The organism is Granulicatella elegans (genome assembly GCF_020735385.1).
Taxonomy (GTDB): domain Bacteria; phylum Bacillota; class Bacilli; order Lactobacillales; family Aerococcaceae; genus Granulicatella; species Granulicatella elegans_B.
The window spans coordinates 94,708-114,862 of record NZ_CP085953.1 but is presented as its reverse complement, the minus strand read 5'-3'; the positions used below and the strand labels follow the sequence as shown (position 1 = coordinate 114,862).

Sequence of the window (20,155 nt, the reverse complement as noted above, 5' to 3'; positions counted from 1 at the left end):
ATTTTCTATCAAAAATGAAGTATACTTACCTCATTCTTAATAAAAAAACAAAAAGGAGCTCGAAACTTCATGGAAAATTTCTTTAAATTAAAAGAAAATAACACAACTTTTGGGACGGAACTTTTAGCGGGACTTACAACATTTTTTGCGATGTCTTATATCATCTTCGTAAACCCTAGTATTCTTAGTCAAACGGGAATGCCATTCCAAGCAGTCTTCCTATCCACAATTGTGGCAGCAGTTGTTAGTACATTAGTGATGGGACTATTTGCCAATGTACCTTACGCATTAGCACCAGGAATGGGATTGAATGCCTTCTTTACATTTACTGTCGTATTCGGATTAGGCTTTACTTGGCAAGAAGCATTAGCAATGGTATTTATTTGTGGATTATTAAATGTATTTATTACAGTGACAAAAATTCGTAAAATGATTATTCAAGCAATTCCAGTCAGTATGCAACACGCCATCGGTGGCGGGATTGGAGTGTTCGTTGCTTATATTGGTTTGAAAAATGCAAACTTATTAAGTTTCTTAACTGATGCTAAAACAATTACAACCATTAATAATCAACCGTTTCAAGCAACTACAGAAGTTTTTAAAGGTGGAGTTTTCGCTGTTACTTCTAACGGTGGAGTAGTTCCTTCTTTAGTGAATTTTACTCAAAGCGATGCATTATTAGCGTTAATTGGTTTATTAATTACAGTCATTTTAGTCATTAGAAATGTTCGTGGAGCTATATTAATTGGAATTATTGCTACAACTCTATTAGCAATCCCAATGGGAGTAGTTGATTTATCAACAGTAAATTGGTCTCAAAATTCATTAGCTTCTGCGTTTTCGGATTTGCAAGTAACTATTTTTGCAGCATTTGGTCCAGAAGGAATGGGTAAATTATTCTCAAATCCTGCGAAATTACCATTAGTATTAATGACAATTTTTGCATTTAGTTTATCAGATACATTTGATACATTAGGAACTTTTATTGGAACAGGTCGTAAGACAGGAATCTTCTCTGAAGAAGATGAAAGAATGTTAGAAGAAGGTTCAGGCTTCTCTTCTAAAATGGATAAAGCTTTATTTGCAGATGCGATTGGAACTTCAATCGGAGCAATTTTCGGAACAAGTAATACAACAACTTATGTAGAAAGTGCAGCAGGTATCGGTGCTGGGGGACGTACTGGATTAACAGCCGTAACAACAGCAGCATTATTTGCAGCTTCAACATTATTAGCACCATTTGTAGGAATCGTTCCTGCAGCAGCAACAGCACCTGCTTTAATTGTTGTAGGGGTTATGATGTTATCATCTTTTGCAGATGTTCAATGGGATCATTTAGAAGAAGCAGTTCCAGCATTCTTTGCGGGAATCTTTATGGCGCTTTGTTACAGCATTTCATACGGAATTGCAGCAGGGTTTATCTTCTATTGCTTCATTAAAACATTAACAGGCAAATCTAAAGAAGTTCACCCAATTTTATGGGTAGCGACAGGGTTGTTCATCTTGAACTTCATTATTTTAGCCATTCTATAAGCTTTTTTCTTATATCTTTTCTTCCAAGAGGTAAAACGAAGTTACGATTTTAGTAACTTCGTTTTGCTTTTTAAAGGAATTATTAAAGAAATGAAAAGAAAAGTTTAGAATGGATGTTCTTTCAAACATTTTCTTAAAAGCTATGCTATAATATTCTAGAGTATAAAAAGAAAGGAAATAAAATATGATTACATTAAAATCAAATCGTGAAATTGAAGCGATGAATGAATCAGGTGCTTTATTAGCCTCTATTCACGTTGCATTACGAGACTTTATTAAACCGGGAGTAACAACTTGGGAGATTAATGAATTTGTTCAAAAGAAAATTGAAGAAGCAGGTGGTTCAGCTCCTCAAATCGGATATGAAGGATATAAATATGCCACTTGTACAAGCATTAATGACGAAATCTGTCATGGATTTCCTCGCCGTAAAGCATTGAAATCAGGTGATTTAGTAAAAGTTGATTTCTGTGTAGACTTAAAAGGAGCTTTATCCGATTCTTGTTGGAGTTATATTGTTGGAGAAACTACTCCAGAATTAGATCGTTTATATGAAGTAACAAAAAAAGCATTATATTTAGGAATCCAACAAGCGCAAGTGGGCAATCGTATTGGAGATATTGGTCATGCGATTCAAACTTATGTAGAAAAAGAAGGCTTCTCAGTTGTTCGTGAATTCATCGGACACGGAATTGGACCAACGATTCATGAAAGTCCATCCGTTCCACATTATGGCGAACCAGGAAAAGGTCTTCGCTTAAAAGAAGGAATGGTTATTACAATTGAACCAATGGTTAATACGGGAACGTGGAAATCAGAAATGGAAAGTAATGGTTGGACAGCTCACACATTAGATGGTGGATTAAGTTGTCAATTTGAACATACATTAGCGATTACAAAAGATGGCCCACGTATTTTAACATTACAACCCGATCATACAGAAGACGTATTATAAAAGTATAAGGAGGAATAGCAATGGCTATTTTAGTTGCAGGGGGAGCAGGGTATATCGGTTCTCATACAGTAGTAGAACTAGATAAAGCGGGGTATGAAGTTGTTATTTTAGATGATTTTTCTAATAGTTCACCTGAAGTGTTAAAACGATTAACAACGATTACTGGAAAAGAATTTCCATTTTATGAAGGATCTATTTTAGATCACGACTTTTTAACAGGAGTTTTTTCAAAAGAAAAAATTGACTGTGTTATTCAGTTTGCAGGATTCAAAGCAGTGGGAGAATCAGTAGCGAAACCGTTAGAATATTATCATAATAATATTACAGGTACATTAGTGTTATTAGATGTCATGAGAAACTTCGGAGTGAAAAATATTGTTTTCAGTTCAAGTGCAACGGTTTATGGAATGAATAATACGGTACCGTTTAAAGAAGGAATGCCAACAAGTGCAACTAATCCTTATGGATATACAAAAGTGATGTTAGAACAAATCTTAAATGATCTAGCATTTTCTGATAAAGAATGGTCTGTAACGAACTTACGTTATTTCAATCCAATTGGTGCTCATGAAAGTGGATTAATTGGGGAAAATCCAAATGGAGTTCCAAATAACTTAATGCCATATATTACACAAGTAGCCGTTGGTAAATTACCACAGTTAAGCGTGTTTGGGGATGACTATGATACACATGATGGAACAGGAGTTCGAGATTATATTCACGTTGTGGATTTAGCGAGAGGACATGTTCTTGCAGTGAAAGACAACATTGGAAATCCTGGAGCTAAAGTGTATAACTTAGGAACTGGAATTGGTTATAGTGTATTAGACTTAGTTCATGCATTTATGAAAGAAAATAATGTAGACATTCCATATAAAATTTGCCCACGTCGTGCTGGAGATATCGCAACTTGTTATGCAGATGCAACTCGTGCGAAAGAAGTTCTAGGTTGGGTTGCTGAAAAAGACCTAAACGATATGGTTCGTGATTCTTGGAATTGGCAAAAAAATAATCCTCAAGGATACTAAATATAATGTAAATGAAAATCCTGTTTGCTATTAAGAATGCGAACAGGATTTTTTGGATAAGTAATAGTTTTTTGTTACAATAATAAAGAAAGAACGGAGGGATATCATGCAAATCACTAAAATTGAAGTACAAAAGAAAAAGAAAAATCGTTTTAATATTTACATAAATGATGAATTTGCCTTTGGAGTAGATGAGGCTACTTTATTAAAGTTTGCATTAACAAAGGGAACAGAATTAACGCAAGATACAATCCGTGAAATTGAACAGGAAACACAGTATCAAAATGCCTATCAAAAAGCATTGCATTTTTTGAATTTTAAATTAAGAACAGCCAAAGAAGTATATGAAAAACTCGAAAAGCTAGAAGTGTCTGATGAGGTGATTAACCAAGTCTTGCAACAATTAATGGAGCATGGCTTCGTCAATGACCAATTTTACGCAGAAAGTTATGTGAGAGAAAATTTTGTGTTACAGAAAAAGGGACCTAAAGCTGTAGCGTTTGAATTAAAGAAAAAAGGTGTCAATGACTTCATTATTCAAAAGGCGTTAGCAGAGTTTGATGAAGCAACACAATTAGATCAAGCGATTGAAATTGCACAAAAATATGTCGACCGACAAGGAAATGTACCTGTTAAGACAGTGAAACAAAAAGTGTATGGCTTTTTAATGCAAAAAGGTTATGAGTTAGATATCGTTCAATCTGTAATTTCATCATTAACATTTGTGAAACAAGAAGAGAATGAAGAAGAATTAGTCATGAAACAAAGCGAGAGAATTTTAAAAACATTACTTTCAAAATATGAAATAACAGATTCACAAGTTTGGTATCTCTTAAAAGGGAAGTTATATCAAAAAGGGTTCAGCAGTTCATCCATTGATGAAGCGATTGAAAAATTAAAATGGGAGAGTGAAGAATGGATTTAGAACAATATGGAATAAAAATGTGGTCCGAAGAGAAAATTGCTTCATTTCAAGAAAAATTATTAGCATGGTACGACAAAGAAAAAAGAGATTTACCTTGGAGACATTCGAATAATCCTTATCATATATGGGTGAGTGAAATAATGCTTCAACAAACAAGAGTCGATACAGTGATTCCATACTACCATCGTTTTCTAGAAACTTTTCCAACAATTGAATCTTTATCAAATGCACAGGAGGAATCCTTATTAAAGGTCTGGGAAGGGTTGGGATATTATTCCAGAGTCAGAAATATGCAAAAAGCAGCTAAACAAATTATGGAGCAATATGGCGGTGAGTTTCCAAGTACAATGGAAGAAATTCAAACATTAAAAGGAATTGGTCCGTATACAGCGGGTGCGATTGCTAGTATTGCTTTTGATTTACCAGAGCCAGCAGTAGATGGAAACTTAATGAGGGTGATTAGTCGATTATTTGAAATAGGATTAGATATCGGTAATCCATCCAACAGAAAAGTGTTCCAAGCAGTAGCAGAAAAAATTATTTCAAAAGAACGACCTGGTGATTTTAACCAAGCATTGATGGATTTAGGGTCAGATATTGAGTCACCAGCAACACCACATCCAGAAGATAGTCCGGTAAAAGAATTTAGTGCGGCTTATCTGAATGGAACAATGCATTTATATCCAGTAAAAATTCCAAAGAAAAAGCCAATCCCAATGAGATGGGAAGCATTTGTGATACAAAATGAAAAAGGACAATATTTACTAGAGAAAAATACATATGCAGATTTATTAAGTGGATTTTGGCATTTCCCATTAATAAGAGACTATACACCAACAGGAAAACAGTTGAGTTTATTAGATGAGATTGCAGAAGTAGTAGAAGAGTATCCGAATAAAAATATTCCAATGGAAACTCAATTTGAAACAATTTATCAATTAAAGATTGAAAAAGAAAAGACGTTTAAAGGGGAAGTAAAACATATTTTCAGTCACCAAAAATGGGAAGTTAAATTATCAAAATACAATATTCAAGGAAATACATCACTTGAAAAAACAAATGATAGGGAATTAAAATGGGCAGAAGCGGAAGAATTTCATAAAATGCCATTTTCAAAAGTGCAAACAAAATTATGGGAACACGTGATTCAACAAGAAAAGAATAATACGCTGTAGATATTCACAGAAGCAACGAAATATGCTATACTACAGTCGAATGTGTATATTAAGAAAAGGGAGCTTTTCTAAAATCGATATAGAAGGTTGGACTCGTGATGCAAAATCCAAGAGAAGGAGAATTCATCACTGTCAAGAGTTATAAACATGATGGCAGTCTTCATCGTACGTGGAGAGATAGTATGGTGTTAAAAACAAGTGACCAAGCAATTATCGCTTGTAATGATCATACATTAGTAACCGAAGCGGATGGAAGACGTTGGCTAACAAGAGAACCAGCGCTGTTATACTATCATAAGCATTACTGGTTTAATGTAGTAACCATGATTCGTCAAAAAGGAATATCATACTATTGTAATCTAGCTTCTCCTTATGTATTAGATAAAGAAGCATTAAAATATATTGATTATGATTTAGATATTAAAATATTCCCGGATGGTGAAAAAAGACTATTAGATGTCGACGAATATGAACAACACCGCCGAAAAATGCATTATTCAAAAGAGATTGATCAAATTTTGAAGGCGAATGTTGAAATTCTAGTCGATTGGATTAACAATAAAAAAGGTCCATTTTCACCAGAGTACGTTGACTTATGGTATGAACGTTATTGTCAACTAACCTATCGAAAACAATAGCTCAAGGTAGTGTGAGTAAGAAAATGTTTTGAAGTGAGAGCTTCAAAACATTTTTTTAAAAGATAAAAAAGTTTTAAAAAAGACTTGCAAAGAATAAAAAGCTATGGTAAATTATAAACACTGTTAACGAATGTTCGCCTTTGAAACGATTGCGAAAAATAAATTTAAAATAAATTTTAAAAAGTAGTTGACAGAAAAAAACGCCTGTGATAATATATAGGAGTTGTCGCGATAAAGCGACGTTGACCTTTGAAAACTAAACAAAGAAGACAAACCAAATGTGTAGGGACTTCACAAAAGTGAAGAAACAACAATTTCTTTTCTCTAAGGAGAAAAACAATAAGTCAGTAATTAAATGAGCTTTCAAAAGCTCATGAATGTATTTTCATGAGAGTTTGATCCTGGCTCAGGACGAACGCTGGCGGCGTGCCTAATACATGCAAGTCGAACGAGAGCGACCGGTGCTTGCACAGGTCAATCTAGTGGCGAACGGGTGAGTAACACGTGGGTAACCTGCCCATCAGAGGGGGATAACATTCGGAAACGGATGCTAAAACCGCATAGGTTCTTTAGTCGCATGACTGAAGAAGGAAAAGAGGCTTCGGCTTCTGCTGATGGATGGACCCGCGGTGCATTAGCTAGTTGGTGAGGTAACGGCTCACCAAGGCCGTGATGCATAGCCGACCTGAGAGGGTGATCGGCCACATTGGGACTGAGACACGGCCCAAACTCCTACGGGAGGCAGCAGTAGGGAATCTTCCGCAATGGACGCAAGTCTGACGGAGCAACGCCGCGTGAGTGAAGAAGGATTTCGGTTCGTAAAACTCTGTTGTTAGAGAAGAACAGCGCATAGAGTAACTGTTATGCGTGTGACGGTATCTAACCAGAAAGCCACGGCTAACTACGTGCCAGCAGCCGCGGTAATACGTAGGTGGCAAGCGTTGTCCGGATTTATTGGGCGTAAAGCGAGCGCAGGCGGTCAATTAAGTCTGATGTGAAAGCCCCCGGCTCAACCGGGGAGGGTCATTGGAAACTGGTTGACTTGAGTGCAGAAGAGGAGAGTGGAATTCCATGTGTAGCGGTGAAATGCGTAGATATATGGAGGAACACCAGTGGCGAAGGCGACTCTCTGGTCTGTAACTGACGCTGAGGCTCGAAAGCGTGGGTAGCAAACAGGATTAGATACCCTGGTAGTCCACGCCGTAAACGATGAGTGCTAAGTGTTGGAGGGTTTCCGCCCTTCAGTGCTGCAGTTAACGCATTAAGCACTCCGCCTGGGGAGTACGACCGCAAGGTTGAAACTCAAAGGAATTGACGGGGACCCGCACAAGCGGTGGAGCATGTGGTTTAATTCGAAGCAACGCGAAGAACCTTACCAAGTCTTGACATCCTTTGACCACTCTAGAGATAGAGCATTCCCTTCGGGGACAAAGAGACAGGTGGTGCATGGTTGTCGTCAGCTCGTGTCGTGAGATGTTGGGTTAAGTCCCGCAACGAGCGCAACCCTTATTACTAGTTGCCAGCATTGAGTTGGGCACTCTAGTGAGACTGCCGGTGACAAACCGGAGGAAGGTGGGGATGACGTCAAATCATCATGCCCCTTATGACTTGGGCTACACACGTGCTACAATGGATGGTACAACGAGCAGCGAACTCGCGAGGGTAAGCGAATCTCTTAAAGCCATTCTCAGTTCGGATTGTAGGCTGCAACTCGCCTACATGAAGCCGGAATCGCTAGTAATCGCGGATCAGCACGCCGCGGTGAATACGTTCCCGGGTCTTGTACACACCGCCCGTCACACCACGAGAGTTTGTAACACCCAAAGTCGGTGAGGTAACCTTACGGAGCCAGCCGCCTAAGGTGGGATAGATGATTGGGGTGAAGTCGTAACAAGGTAGCCGTATCGGAAGGTGCGGCTGGATCACCTCCTTTCTAAGGATAACATCTAATGTTTCGACGTTAGATGAACACGGAACCCTACAGGTTGAAATCTTTGTTTAGTTTTGAGAGGTTAACTCTCAAAACAATAAGTCTAAATCCGAACGGGCCTATAGCTCAGCTGGTTAGAGCGCACGCCTGATAAGCGTGAGGTCGATGGTTCGAGTCCATTTAGGCCCATAAGTTTCGAATTTAATGGGGGCTTAGCTCAGCTGGGAGAGCGCCTGCTTTGCACGCAGGAGGTCAGCGGTTCGATCCCGCTAGTCTCCATACTATCCGAAAGGATAGAAACTCGACCTTTGAAAACTGAATACTATATCACAAATGAAAACCAAAAATTTACCGAGAGTTAGAGAAATCTAACGAAAAAGAGTTTTTTAACAAGAAGCAACGCGACCATAATGGTTAAGTGAATAAGGGCGCACGGTGAATGCCTTGGCACTAGGAGCCGAAGAAGGACGGAACGAACACCGATATGCTTTGGGGAGCTGTAAGTAAGCTAAGATCCAGAGATTTCCGAATGGGGGAACCCAACACCCGTGATGGGGTGTTACGCATAAGCGCAGGCTTATGACGAGGTAGACGCGGGGAACTGAAACATCTCATTACCCGCAGGAAGAGAAAGAAAAATCGATTTCCTGAGTAGCGGCGAGCGAAACGGGAAGAGCCCAAACCAGTGTGCATGCACACTGGGGTTGTAGGACTTTCAACAACGTGTATGACAATCTGTAGCAGAACCCTGTTGGAAAGCAGGATCAAAGAAGGTGACAGTCCTGTATGCAAAACAGAAAGTTGGCACAAGAGAGCACCTGAGTACGGCGGGACACGAGGAATCCCGTCGGAATCCGCCAGGACCATCTGGCAAGGCTAAATACTACCTAGTGACCGATAGTGAACCAGTACCGTGAGGGAAAGGTGAAAAGAACCCCGGGAGGGGAGTGAAAGAGTACCTGAAACCGTGTGCTTACAAGTAGTCAGAGCCCGTTAATGGGTGATGGCGTGCCTTTTGTAGAATGAACCGGCGAGTTACGTTAACATGCGAGGTTAAGATGAAGAGTCGGAGCCGTAGCGAAAGCGAGTCTGAATAGGGCGGCAGAGTATGTTGACGTAGACCCGAAACCAAGTGATCTACCCATGTCCAGGTTGAAGGTGCGGTAAAACGCACTGGAGGACCGAACCAGGGCACGTTGAAAAGTGCTTGGATGAGGTGTGGGTAGCGGAGAAATTCCAATCGAACTTGGAGATAGCTGGTTCTCTCCGAAATAGCTTTAGGGCTAGCCTCGGAATGAAGAATCGTGGAGGTAGAGCACTGTTTGGACTAGGGGCCCATCTCGGGTTACCGAATTCAGATAAACTCCGAATGCCATGTATTTATGTCCGGGAGTCAGACTGCGAGTGATAAGATCCGTAGTCGAAAGGGAAACAGCCCAGACCACCAGCTAAGGTCCCAAAATATCTGTTAAGTGGAAAAGGATGTGGGGTTGCACAGACAACTAGGATGTTGGCTTAGAAGCAGCCATCATTCAAAGAGTGCGTAATAGCTCACTAGTCGAGTGACCCTGCGCCGAAAATGTAACGGGGCTAAACAGATTACCGAAGCTGTGGATTCAGATAATAACTGAGTGGTAGGAGAGCGTTCTAAGGGCGAAGAAGCATGACCGTAAGGACATGTGGAGCGCTTAGAAGTGAGAATGCCGGTATGAGTAGCGAAAGACGGGTGAGAATCCCGTCCACCGAATGACTAAGGTTTCCTGGGGAAGGCTCGTCCTCCCAGGGTTAGTCGGGACCTAAGGCGAGGCCGAAAGGCGTAGTCGATGGATAACAGGTTGATATTCCTGTACTTCTGTTAATTGTTTGAGCAATGGAGGGACGCAGGAGGCTAAGTTGAGCGTACGAGTGGAAAAGTACGTCCAAGCAGCGAGTCCGCTGATGAGTGAAATGCTTGTCACAAACGGGGTAAGCTGTGAAGGGGAGCGAAAAAAAGTAGCGAAGCAACTGACGTCACACTGCCGAGAAAAGCTTCTAGTGAGATTAACAGAACCCGTACCGCAAACCGACACAGGTAGTTGAGTGGAGAACACTAAGGTGAGCGAGCGAACTCTCGTTAAGGAACTCGGCAAAATGACCCCGTAACTTCGGGAGAAGGGGTGCTGGTAGAAATACCAGCCGCAGTGAATAGGCCCAGGCGACTGTTTATCAAAAACATAGGTCTCTGCAAAATCGAAAGATGACGTATAGGGGCTGACGCCTGCCCGGTGCTGGAAGGTTAAGAGGAGAGGTTAGTCCATTAGGGCGAAGCTTTGAATTGAAGCCCCAGTAAACGGCGGCCGTAACTATAACGGTCCTAAGGTAGCGAAATTCCTTGTCGGGTAAGTTCCGACCCGCACGAAAGGCGTAACGATCTGGGCACTGTCTCAACGAGAGACTCGGTGAAATTATAGTACCTGTGAAGATGCAGGTTACCCGCGACAGGACGGAAAGACCCCATGGAGCTTTACTGTAGTTTGATATTGAGTGTTTGTGTGACATGTACAGGATAGGTAGGAGCCGAAGAGATGGGAACGCCAGTTTCCAAGGAGGCAATGGTGGGATACTACCCTTGTTACATGAACCCTCTAACCCGCACCTAGAAGCAAGGTGGGAGACAGTGTCAGACGGGCAGTTTGACTGGGGCGGTCGCCTCCTAAAGTGTAACGGAGGCGCCCAAAGGTTCCCTCAGAATGGTTGGAAATCATTCGAAGAGTGTAAAGGCAGAAGGGAGCTTGACTGCGAGACCAACAAGTCGAGCAGGGACGAAAGTCGGGCTTAGTGATCCGGTGGTACCGAATGGAAGGGCCATCGCTCAACGGATAAAAGCTACCCTGGGGATAACAGGCTTATCTCCCCCAAGAGTTCACATCGACGGGGAGGTTTGGCACCTCGATGTCGGCTCATCGCATCCTGGGGCTGAAGTCGGTCCCAAGGGTTGGGCTGTTCGCCCATTAAAGCGGTACGCGAGCTGGGTTCAGAACGTCGTGAGACAGTTCGGTCCCTATCCGTCGCGGGCGTTGGAAATTTGAGAGGAGCTGTCCTTAGTACGAGAGGACCGGGATGGACACACCGCTGGTGTACCAGTTGTTCTGCCAAGAGCATCGCTGGGTAGCTATGTGTGGACGGGATAAACGCTGAAAGCATCTAAGCGTGAAGCCCCCCTCGAGATGAGATTTCCCATCATTTTAAGTGAGTAAGACCCCTGAGAGACGAACAGGTAGATAGGCTAGGAGTGGAAGTGCCGTGAGGCATGGAGCGGACTAGTACTAATCGGTCGAGGACTTAACCAAGGTTGAAGGTAAATGAGGAAGGAATTGGATATAGATTCAGTTTTGAGAGAGCGAGAGCTTTTTCAAGAGAGAAGTGTGGTGACGATGGCAAGAAGGATACACCTGTTCCCATCTCGAACACAGAAGTTAAGCTTCTTAGCGCCGATAGTAGTTGGGGGTTTCCCCCTGTGAGGGTAGGACGTTGCCACGCTTTTCAAATATTATGGAGGTTTAGCTCAGCTGGGAGAGCACCTGCCTTACAAGCAGGGGGTCAGCGGTTCGATCCCGTTAACCTCCATGAATCATGAGTGATTAGCTCAGTTGGTAGAGCATCTGACTTTTAATCAGAGGGTCACAGGTTCGAGCCCTGTATCACTCATTCTCAAGCGAGAAATCGCGGGTGTGGCGGAATTGGCAGACGCACTAGATTTAGGATCTAGCGCCGAGAGGCGTGGGGGTTCGAGTCCCTTCACCCGCACTATTAAGTTTCGGCCGGCTTAGCTCAGTTGGTAGAGCATCTGATTTGTAATCAGAGGGTCGAGGGTTCAAGTCCTTTAGCCGGCATTTAAATGAATAAATTTGCGGAAGTAGTTCAGTGGTAGAACACCACCTTGCCAAGGTGGGGGTCGCGGGTTCGAACCCCGTCTTCCGCTTTGCCAATGATAAACCATGGCCCATGCCGGGGTGGCGGAATTGGCAGACGCACAGGACTTAAAATCCTGCGGTCAGTGATGACCGTGCCGGTTCGATCCCGGCCCTCGGCATTTTCAATATAATTGAATAAAATTTGCACCCATAGCTCAATTGGATAGAGTACTTGACTACGAATCAAGCGGTTACAGGTTCGACTCCTGTTGGGTGCATTTTTTCTATATATAAGTAAATAAGTAGCACCCATAGCTCAATTGGATAGAGTACTTGACTACGAATCAAGCGGTTACAGGTTCGACTCCTGTTGGGTGCATTATCGGGAATTAGCTCAGCTTGGTAGAGCACTTGGTTTGGGACCAAGGGGTCGTAGGTTCGAATCCTGTATTCCCGATTAGATGACAAGTAAGTACTAGCTTACTTGTCTTTTTTTGTTTATAATATAATTATTAACAAATTGGAGGAATTTTATATGGTATTAGGTAGTATCGAAGCTGGTGGTACAAAGTTTGTTTGTGCCATTGGAAATCATGATATGGAAGTTTTAGAAAGAATTTCAATTCCAACGACAACTCCAGAGGAAACTTTACCGAAAGTTTTTGAATTTTTTAAAAAGTATGAACAAGAATTAGAAGCGGTGGGTGTGGGTGCTTTTGGTCCTATTGATAGTAATAAAAAATCTGCAACATTTGGATACATTACTTCTACTCCAAAATTAGCATGGCAAAATTTTGATTTCATTGGTGAATTGAAACGTCATTTAAATGTACCAATGAATTGGACAACTGATGTAAATGCAGCAGCTTATGGCGAATACTATTTTGGTCATGGAAAAGATTTAGAAAGTTTAGTGTATTATACATTTGGAACCGGTGTTGGTGGTGGAGCTATCCAACGTGGTAAGTTTGTAGGTGGGATGAACTTCCCTGAAATGGGTCATATGATTGTCAAACGTCATCCTGAAGATAATGCAAAATGTGTATGTCCTTTCCACTCTGACTGTTTAGAAGGTTTAGCAGCTGGACCAGCCTTACAAGAGAAAGCGGGACGTCCTGCATTTGAATTAGAGCCAACTGATCCAATTTGGGATATTGAAGCTTATTATGCTGCACAATGTATTTATAATACAACATTAATTTTAGCACCTGAAGTGATTGTTTTAGGTGGTGGAGTGATGCAACAGTCTCATTTATTAAAGAAAGTTAAGCAAGAATTTGAGAAATTAATGAATGGTTATGTTGGTTATCCTTCTGTTGATGAGTATATACAAACTCCAGCTTTAGGGAATAATGCAGCAACAATTGGATGCTTAGCAATGGCGAAGACTCTTTCTGAACGTTAATAATAACTGACTTCTTATACCGTAGTAATGGACGCCAGCAAACCTTTGGTTTCATTACTTTGCATCTTAATTTTTATATCTATTTGTCTGAACTCTATCCATTGTATAGGGTTCTTTTTTTATTTTTCTGAGATTTGTTTGTTGACTATTACTAAACTTAGAGTATAATAAGTCATAGTGTTATTAAACTTTTAGTTTAAAAATGGAGGGATAATATGGAAATAGGGAGTCAATTAAAAGCACTTCGTGTTCAAAAAGGACTGACCCAAGAAGAATTAGCCGAGAGGACGGATTTATCAAAAGGATATATATCCCAATTAGAAAATGATCTAAGTTCACCTTCGATGGACACATTTTTTGATATTTTAGAAGTATTAGGATGTGCGCCAAAGGATTTCTTTGAAGATGGACCGGAAGAAGCTTTAATCGTTTATGGACCTGAAGATATGACTGTTATGGAGAATCCAAAACATAAAACAATCGTGACTTGGTTAAATCCAGATTCAAATGAACATGAGATGGAACCAGTAATATTGGAATTTCAACCGAAAGGCGAATACAAAGTGTTCGAACCATCATTATCCGAAACTTTTGGATATGTTCTAGAAGGTAAAGTTCAGGTGAAAGTAGGAAAACAAATAGAAATTGTCTCAAAAGGAGAATCATTTTATTTTGAAGCTTCTGCTAAGCACCAAATTAAAAATGCTGGCAATGAAACAAGTAAGGTGTTAATTGTTGCAACAAATTCTTATTTATAAAAAGGAAGGATTGGTACAAAACATGTCTAACAATACAATTATTACATTTGAAAATGTTACAAAATCTTATGATGATACTCAAGTTTTAAAAAATATTAACTTTGGAATTGAAAAAGGGAAATTTTATACATTATTAGGCCCTTCAGGATGTGGAAAAACTACCATTCTTCGTATTATTGCTGGTTTTACTGATGCAACAACTGGAACAGTTACACTAAATGGAGAAGATGTAACGGATTTACCACCAAATAAACGTAAAGTAAATACTGTATTCCAAGACTATGCATTATTCCCTCATATGAATGTATTTGAAAATATTGCATTCGGTTTACGTTTGAAAAAATTACCTGAAGATGCGATTAAACAAAAAGTTTCTGAAGCATTAAAATTAGTTCAATTATCAGGGTATGAAAAACGTGAGATTGTTCAAATGTCTGGAGGACAACAACAGCGTGTAGCGATTGCTCGTGCATTAGTGAATGAACCAGAAGTTCTATTATTAGATGAACCATTATCAGCATTAGACTTAAAATTAAGAACTGACATGCAGTATGAATTACGTGAATTACAACAACGTTTAGGAATTACATTTATTTTCGTGACGCATGACCAAGAAGAAGCTCTTGCGATGAGTGATGAAATCTTCGTATTAAATGGTGGGGAAATTATTCAATCTGGGACTCCAGTTGATATTTATGATGAACCAATTAACCGTTTCGTTGCGGACTTTATCGGAGAAAGTAATATCGTTGCTGGTGTGATGAAAGAAGACTACTTAGTAGAATTTGTTGGTAAAGAATTTGAATGTGCCGATGCTGGTATGCGTCCAAATGAAAAAGTTGAAATCGTTATTCGTCCGGAAGATTTATCTCTAACAAGTGTGGATAAAGGAAAATTAATTGTTGAAGTGGATACACAATTATTCCGTGGAGTTCACTATGAAATTATTTGTTATGACGAAAATAAAAATGAGTGGATGATTCACTCAACGAAAAAAGCAGAAGTTGGTTCTAAAGTTGGATTATACTTCGAGCCACAAGATATTCACGTAATGCGTTTTGGAGAAAGTGAAGAAGAATTTGATGCACGTCTAGAAAGCTATGAGGAAGTGGAGGACGATAGCAATGAGTAAAAATTCTCGCATGTGCTTTTCCATTCCATATCTGTTATGGTTGGCATTATTTGTAGTAGCGCCTTTGGCGATGATTTTCTATAAGTCATTTTTTGATATTAATAATCAATTAACGATTGGAAACTATACGAATTATTTTTCTTCTGGTAATTATTTAGAAATGACATTTAACTCAGTGTGGTATGCCTTTTTAGTAACATTAGTGACTTTAGTCGTGAGTTATCCAACAGCTTACTTTTTAAGTAAAACTAAACATAAAAATTTATGGCTATTATTAATCATCTTACCGACTTGGGTCAATTTATTATTAAAAGCTTATGCTTTTATTGGAATTTTTAGCCAAACGGGTACTGTCAATCAATTTTTATCATTATTTGGAATTGCGCCAAAAGAATTTCTATTTACGGATTTTAGTTTCTTAACAGTAGCTGCTTATATTGAGTTACCATTTATGATTTTACCAATTTTCAATGCAGTAGAAGAATTGCCAAGTTCGCTAATTGCAGCAAGTCGAGATCTTGGTGCGACTCCATGGCAAACATTAAAAAATGTTGTCATTCCATTAACAATGAGTGGTGTTAGAAGTGGCGTTCAAGCAGTATTTATTCCCTCACTATCACTATTCATGTTAACTCGTTTAATTGGAGGAAATCGTGTGATTACATTAGGAACTGCTGTAGAGCAACATTTCTTAGTGACACAAAACTGGGGAATGGGTTCAACAATTGGGGTTGTCTTAATTGTGGCGATGATTGTCTTAATGTTTGTCACACGAGATCGTAGACATGGAGGAGAAGCATAATGAAATTAGAAAAAAATCATTGGTTATCAAATGCTTATTTAGTATTTGTGTTTGCAGTACTATATGCTCCAATTTTCTATTTGATTTATTATTCATTCAATAGTGGTGGAGGAATGAACGATTTCCAATCGTTTACTTTAGAACATTATCAAGCGGTTCTTGGAGATACTAGATTAATTGGAATCGTTATTGATACTTTAATTTTAGCCTTATTATCTGCACTATGTGCAACGATTATTGGAACTCTCGGAGCAATTATGATTGATTTTATTCGTTCAAATAGAAGAAAGCAATTTGTGCTTGGGATGAATAATATTTTATTAGTTTCTCCAGACGTTATTATCGGGGCAAGTTTATTAATTTTATTTACCTTTATTGGATTTAAATTAGGATTTTGGTCTGTACTACTTTCGCATATTGCGTTTAATATTCCAATTGTTGTATTAATGGTTTTACCAAAATTAACAGAAATGAATCGTTCAATGATTACTGCGGCACGTGACTTAGGTGCAACAAGTTCGCAAGTGTTAACACGAATTATTTTACCATCGATTACACCTGGAATTTTGAGTGGATTTTTTATGGCGTTTACGTATTCATTAGATGATTTTGCGGTAACGTTCTTCGTAACAGGTAATGGATTCTCAACAATTGCGGTTGAAATTTATTCAAGAGCCCGTCAAGGAATTAGTTTACAAATTAATGCATTAAGTACTTTAATGTTCTTGTTCTCATTAGTGTTAGTGATTGGATATTATTTCATTCAACAATATCAAGCAAAACGTTTAAATCAAAAAAATGATGAGAATGATTTAGTGAAGGGGGTAGCGTTATGAAGCGATTAATGATGTTTATTGGAGCAATTTTAGTCGCAAGTTTGGGATTGTTTCTTTTTAGAAAAAATTTTGAAACAGCTACTGCCGGTAGCCTTGATACGATTATTGTTTACAACTGGGGAGATTATATTGATCCTAGTTTAATTACTCAGTTTGAAGAAGAAACAGGTTATAAAGTAATTTATGAAACATTTGATTCAAATGAAGCGATGTATACAAAAATCAAACAAGGTGGTACAAATTATGATGTGGCGATTCCAAGTGAATATGCCATTCATAAAATGTTAAAAGAAGATTTATTAGTGCCACTAGATTATTCTAAAATTGAAGGAATCGAACATTTAGATGGAAAATTCTTGAATAAGAGTTTTGATCCAAATAATCGTTATAGTATTCCTTATTTCTGGGGAACTTTAGGAATTATTTATAATACTAAAAATATTGCTGAAGGTGAAATTACGAAATGGTCTGATTTATGGAAAGAAGACTACAAAGATTCCATTTTATTTATTGATGGAGCTAGAGAAATGATGGGAATTGCGCTTCAAACACAAGGGTATTCTTTGAACGAAAAGGATCCTGAAGTTGTAAAAGAAGCTGGTAAATTCTTGAAAACATTAATGCCAAATGCTAAAGCGATTATTGCGGATGAAATGAAGACGTATATGGCGCAAGGGGAAGCTTCCATTGGCGTTTCATTCTCTGGGGAAGCTGCGAAAATGTTGGAGAAAAATGAAGACTTAGCGTATGTCTTACCGAAAGAGGGAACGAACTTATGGTTTGATAATATTGTCATTCCAAAAACGGCCAAAAACTATGATGGTGCGTATCGCTTTATTTCCTTTTTATTGAGACCAGATGTGGCTGCTAAAAATGCAGAATATGTTGGGTATTCAACTCCGAATAAGGATGCGTTAGAGTTGTTACCAGAAGAGGTAACGAATAATGAGACTTTTTATCCTACGGATGAGCAGATGGAGCATATGGAAGTGTATGAGAATCTAGGTTCTGAGTTGTTAGGGTTGTATAATGACCTGTTCTTGGAGGCTAAGATTTTCCGAAACTAATGTTAATAGAAATTGACTTTTCTAATGTAGCTTAGGACGGCAGCAGCCCTACGGTCTCATGCCTAAAAATTGAGCCAAGGGTCTCAATTTTTCCTGCCCTATAAGCCTTTGTGGCTTATAGGACTGTTGCTACTGCGAAAAGTCATTTCTATTTTTACGGATAATTATGAGAGTGCGTTTATGAGATTGGCTTTGTGTGATAGTAGCAGATGGACGCCAGCAGCCAGCTATGGCTGTCTCATTGCTAGTGCTACTATACAAAGTATTTTGGTTGCACTTCATTTTACAATTCAGCAAGTGGATTTATCTTAGAAAATAGACATAACACTTGCTTTCTAGTTATTTTTTCGGTAGTATAATGAATGGAATAGTAAGTTCTTTAATGGGTACAGAAAGTTCTTCATGGCTGAGAGAGAACCCCCGCTTTTAGAATGGAACCTACCAGAATATTGATTATTAAAATAATCCGGTTTGCGTACCGTTATCACGTTCCAAGAGACATTTAACATGAAATGTAATTAAAGGTGGTACCGCGAGTCATTCGTCCTTTTTATAGGGAGAATGGCTTTTTTGTTCCACAATCGTTAGAAAAGGAGTGCTACTATGGCAGAAAAAACAAACTTACAAAGAGAAGATTTCTCAAAATGGTATATTCAAACCATTCAAAAAGCTGATTTAATGGATTATTCACCAGTGCGTGGATGTATGATTTTTAAACCAGACGGATTTGAAATTTGGGAACATATCCAAGAAGAATTTAACCGTCGCTTTAAAGAAGAAGGAATTCGTAATGCTTACTTCCCGATGCTAATTCCAGAAAGTTTCTTCACTAAAGAAGCAGATCATATTGAAGGTTTTGCACCAGAATTACCATGGGTAACTGAAGCAGCCGGTGAAAAATTAGAAGAACGTTTAGCATTACGTCCAACAAGTGAAACAATGATTGGGACTGCATTCTCAAACTGGATTAATTCATACCGTGATTTACCATATGAAGTAAACCAATGGGCAAATGTATTCCGTTGGGAAAAGAAAACTTTACCATTCTTACGTACATCTGAGTTTTTATGGCAAGAAGGACATACAGCTCATGCAGATGAAGTAGATGCACGTCGTCGTACAATGAGAATGTTAGACATTTATAAAGAAGTAGTAGAAGGTGTATTAGCTGTTCCTGTTTATGAAGGTCAAAAAACTCCATCAGAACGTTTTGCAGGTGCAGTAGATACTTATTCAATCGAAGCAATGATGAAAGATGGAAAAGCTGTACAAGCTGGAACTTCTCATTATATGGGTACAAAATTTGCGGAAGCATTTGATATTAAATATTTAACAAAAGAAAATGAACATGTGTACGCACATACAACTTCTTGGGGAGTTTCTACTCGTTTAATCGGTTCGTTAATTATGACACACGGAGATGAACAAGGATTAGTATTACCTCCAAAAGTAGCTCCAACACAAGTAGTCTTAATTCCAGTTGGACCATGGAAGAAAAATCCTGCTATTTTAGAAAAATTAGAAGAATTACAACAACAATTAAAAGCAGCAGGCTTACGTGTGAAAATTGATGACACAGATAACTCACCAGGATTCAAATTCAATGAATGGGAATTACGTGGAGTTCCAATGCGTATTGAATGTGGTCCACGTGATTTAGAAAATAATCAAGTAATGACAAAAATGCGTGACTTAGATGAAAAAGTTGCAGTAGGTTTCGATGTGTTAGTAGAAACAATTCAAGCTGAATTAGAAAAAATGCAAGGACGTTTATTAGAAACAGCTCGTGCAATGCGTGCTTCTAATGAATATACAACTATTGATACTTTAGATGAATTGAAAGCTCATATTGAAGCAAAACGTGAAGCTGGCGAAGTACCTGGTTGGGTATTAGTTGGTTGGGATGGAACAGAAGAAACAGAAGCAAAAATTAAAGAAGAAACTGGATTTACGACTCGTAATATTCCATTCAACCCACCAGTGAAAAAAGAAACATGTATCGTTTCAGGCAAACCAGCAACACAAACTGTATGGATTGCAAGAGCGTACTAATACGAAATTCAGAAGCCGTATTCAAA

13 protein-coding genes, 11 tRNA genes, 3 rRNA genes and 1 other annotated feature are annotated in these 20,155 nt (G+C 39.0%); all 27 genes read left to right on the top strand.

The window, feature by feature from the left end:
- Window positions 1–69: 69 nt before the first annotated feature.
- Window positions 70–1,533 (top strand): NCS2 family permease, encoded by a 1,464-nt coding sequence (locus LK443_RS00585; RefSeq protein WP_227931713.1) that lies wholly within the window; start codon window positions 70–72, stop codon window positions 1,531–1,533.
- 184 nt (window positions 1,534–1,717) lie between these two features.
- Window positions 1,718–2,488, top strand: a complete 771-nt coding sequence (map, locus tag LK443_RS00580) for a type I methionyl aminopeptidase (protein WP_227931712.1) — start codon at window positions 1,718–1,720, stop codon at window positions 2,486–2,488.
- A 20-nt stretch (window positions 2,489–2,508) separates the two neighbouring features.
- Window positions 2,509–3,516, top strand: coding sequence for a UDP-glucose 4-epimerase GalE (gene galE / locus LK443_RS00575; RefSeq protein WP_227931711.1), 1,008 nt, complete (start codon window positions 2,509–2,511; stop codon window positions 3,514–3,516).
- A gap of 106 nt (window positions 3,517–3,622) precedes the next feature.
- Window positions 3,623–4,441: a recombination regulator RecX gene (gene recX, locus LK443_RS00570; RefSeq protein ID WP_227931710.1), complete on the top strand. Its 819-nt coding sequence runs from the start codon at window positions 3,623–3,625 to the stop codon at window positions 4,439–4,441.
- Window positions 4,432–5,616 carry an A/G-specific adenine glycosylase gene (gene mutY, locus LK443_RS00565; RefSeq protein ID WP_227931709.1) on the top strand — a complete coding sequence of 395 codons (1,185 nt, stop codon included), beginning with the start codon at window positions 4,432–4,434 and terminating at the stop codon, window positions 5,614–5,616. Before recX ends, mutY begins: the two co-directional genes overlap by 10 nt.
- A gap of 98 nt (window positions 5,617–5,714) precedes the next feature.
- Complete coding sequence (locus LK443_RS00560; RefSeq protein WP_227932416.1) at window positions 5,715–6,254, top strand: DUF402 domain-containing protein; 540 nt, start codon at window positions 5,715–5,717, stop codon at window positions 6,252–6,254.
- Between the two features lie 383 nt (window positions 6,255–6,637).
- Window positions 6,638–8,187 (top strand): 16S ribosomal RNA (locus LK443_RS00555).
- Between the two features lie 112 nt (window positions 8,188–8,299).
- Window positions 8,300–8,373, top strand: a tRNA-Ile gene (locus LK443_RS00550).
- Window positions 8,374–8,390: 17 nt separating this feature from the next.
- Window positions 8,391–8,463, top strand: a tRNA-Ala gene (locus tag LK443_RS00545).
- A gap of 133 nt (window positions 8,464–8,596) precedes the next feature.
- A 23S ribosomal RNA gene (locus LK443_RS00540) occupies window positions 8,597–11,513 on the top strand.
- 74 nt (window positions 11,514–11,587) lie between these two features.
- A 5S ribosomal RNA gene (gene rrf / locus LK443_RS00535) occupies window positions 11,588–11,703 on the top strand.
- The 16S, 23S and 5S rRNA genes sit together here with 11 tRNA genes alongside, the layout of an rRNA operon.
- A 14-nt stretch (window positions 11,704–11,717) precedes the next feature.
- Window positions 11,718–11,790: transfer RNA gene (locus tag LK443_RS00530), tRNA-Val, on the top strand.
- A gap of 8 nt (window positions 11,791–11,798) precedes the next feature.
- Window positions 11,799–11,871: transfer RNA gene (locus tag LK443_RS00525), tRNA-Lys, on the top strand.
- Window positions 11,872–11,888: 17 nt separating this feature from the next.
- A tRNA-Leu gene (locus tag LK443_RS00520) sits at window positions 11,889–11,970 on the top strand.
- A gap of 13 nt (window positions 11,971–11,983) precedes the next feature.
- Window positions 11,984–12,056: transfer RNA gene (locus LK443_RS00515), tRNA-Thr, on the top strand.
- Window positions 12,057–12,073: 17 nt separating this feature from the next.
- Window positions 12,074–12,145 (top strand) — tRNA-Gly (locus LK443_RS00510).
- A gap of 25 nt (window positions 12,146–12,170) precedes the next feature.
- Window positions 12,171–12,256: transfer RNA gene (locus tag LK443_RS00505), tRNA-Leu, on the top strand.
- A gap of 25 nt (window positions 12,257–12,281) precedes the next feature.
- A tRNA-Arg gene (locus tag LK443_RS00500) sits at window positions 12,282–12,355 on the top strand.
- A 27-nt stretch (window positions 12,356–12,382) separates the two neighbouring features.
- Window positions 12,383–12,456 (top strand) — tRNA-Arg (locus tag LK443_RS00495).
- A 4-nt stretch (window positions 12,457–12,460) separates the two neighbouring features.
- Window positions 12,461–12,534 (top strand) — tRNA-Pro (locus LK443_RS00490).
- 78 nt (window positions 12,535–12,612) lie between these two features.
- Complete coding sequence (locus LK443_RS00485) at window positions 12,613–13,482, top strand: ROK family protein (protein WP_227931708.1); 870 nt, start codon at window positions 12,613–12,615, stop codon at window positions 13,480–13,482.
- 215 nt (window positions 13,483–13,697) lie between these two features.
- Entirely contained in the window at window positions 13,698–14,240 is a 543-nt protein-coding gene (locus tag LK443_RS00480) for a helix-turn-helix domain-containing protein (RefSeq protein WP_227931707.1), read from the top strand.
- A 22-nt stretch (window positions 14,241–14,262) separates the two neighbouring features.
- Window positions 14,263–15,372, top strand: a complete 1,110-nt coding sequence (locus tag LK443_RS00475; protein ID WP_227931706.1) for an ABC transporter ATP-binding protein — start codon at window positions 14,263–14,265, stop codon at window positions 15,370–15,372.
- Window positions 15,365–16,174, top strand: a complete 810-nt coding sequence (locus LK443_RS00470) for an ABC transporter permease (protein ID WP_227931705.1) — start codon at window positions 15,365–15,367, stop codon at window positions 16,172–16,174. The genes LK443_RS00475 and LK443_RS00470 overlap by 8 nt, the downstream gene beginning before the upstream one ends.
- On the top strand, window positions 16,174–17,010 hold the full coding sequence (locus tag LK443_RS00465) for an ABC transporter permease (protein ID WP_227931704.1): 837 nt from the start codon (window positions 16,174–16,176) through the stop codon (window positions 17,008–17,010). Before LK443_RS00470 ends, LK443_RS00465 begins: the two co-directional genes overlap by 1 nt.
- Complete coding sequence (locus LK443_RS00460) at window positions 17,007–18,077, top strand: ABC transporter substrate-binding protein (RefSeq protein ID WP_227931703.1); 1,071 nt, start codon at window positions 17,007–17,009, stop codon at window positions 18,075–18,077. Before LK443_RS00465 ends, LK443_RS00460 begins: the two co-directional genes overlap by 4 nt.
- Window positions 18,078–18,426: 349 nt before the next feature.
- Window positions 18,427–18,629, top strand: a binding site (T-box leader).
- A 51-nt stretch (window positions 18,630–18,680) separates the two neighbouring features.
- The gene (proS, locus tag LK443_RS00455; RefSeq protein WP_227931702.1) at window positions 18,681–20,129 is read left to right on the top strand and encodes a proline--tRNA ligase; all 1,449 of its coding nucleotides are present in this window, start codon (window positions 18,681–18,683) and stop codon (window positions 20,127–20,129) included.
- Window positions 20,130–20,155 lie beyond the last annotated feature (26 nt).

Excerpts from the sequence above, each read along its gene's own strand:
- LK443_RS00475 (WP_227931706.1), top strand. The coding sequence starts at position 14,263 with ATGTCTAACAATACAATTATTACATTTGAAAATGTTACAAAATCTTAT.
- LK443_RS00465 (WP_227931704.1), top strand. The coding sequence starts at position 16,174 with ATGAAATTAGAAAAAAATCATTGGTTATCAAATGCTTATTTAGTATTT.
- galE (WP_227931711.1), top strand. The coding sequence starts at position 2,509 with ATGGCTATTTTAGTTGCAGGGGGAGCAGGGTATATCGGTTCTCATACA.
- proS (WP_227931702.1), top strand. The coding sequence starts at position 18,681 with ATGGCAGAAAAAACAAACTTACAAAGAGAAGATTTCTCAAAATGGTAT.
- LK443_RS00585 (WP_227931713.1), top strand. The coding sequence starts at position 70 with ATGGAAAATTTCTTTAAATTAAAAGAAAATAACACAACTTTTGGGACG.
- LK443_RS00485 (WP_227931708.1), top strand. The coding sequence starts at position 12,613 with ATGGTATTAGGTAGTATCGAAGCTGGTGGTACAAAGTTTGTTTGTGCC.
- LK443_RS00480 (WP_227931707.1), top strand. The coding sequence starts at position 13,698 with ATGGAAATAGGGAGTCAATTAAAAGCACTTCGTGTTCAAAAAGGACTG.
- LK443_RS00460 (WP_227931703.1), top strand. The coding sequence starts at position 17,007 with ATGAAGCGATTAATGATGTTTATTGGAGCAATTTTAGTCGCAAGTTTG.
- recX (WP_227931710.1), top strand. The coding sequence starts at position 3,623 with ATGCAAATCACTAAAATTGAAGTACAAAAGAAAAAGAAAAATCGTTTT.
- mutY (WP_227931709.1), top strand. The coding sequence starts at position 4,432 with ATGGATTTAGAACAATATGGAATAAAAATGTGGTCCGAAGAGAAAATT.
- LK443_RS00560 (WP_227932416.1), top strand. The coding sequence starts at position 5,715 with ATGCAAAATCCAAGAGAAGGAGAATTCATCACTGTCAAGAGTTATAAA.
- map (WP_227931712.1), top strand. The coding sequence starts at position 1,718 with ATGATTACATTAAAATCAAATCGTGAAATTGAAGCGATGAATGAATCA.
- LK443_RS00470 (WP_227931705.1), top strand. The coding sequence starts at position 15,365 with ATGAGTAAAAATTCTCGCATGTGCTTTTCCATTCCATATCTGTTATGG.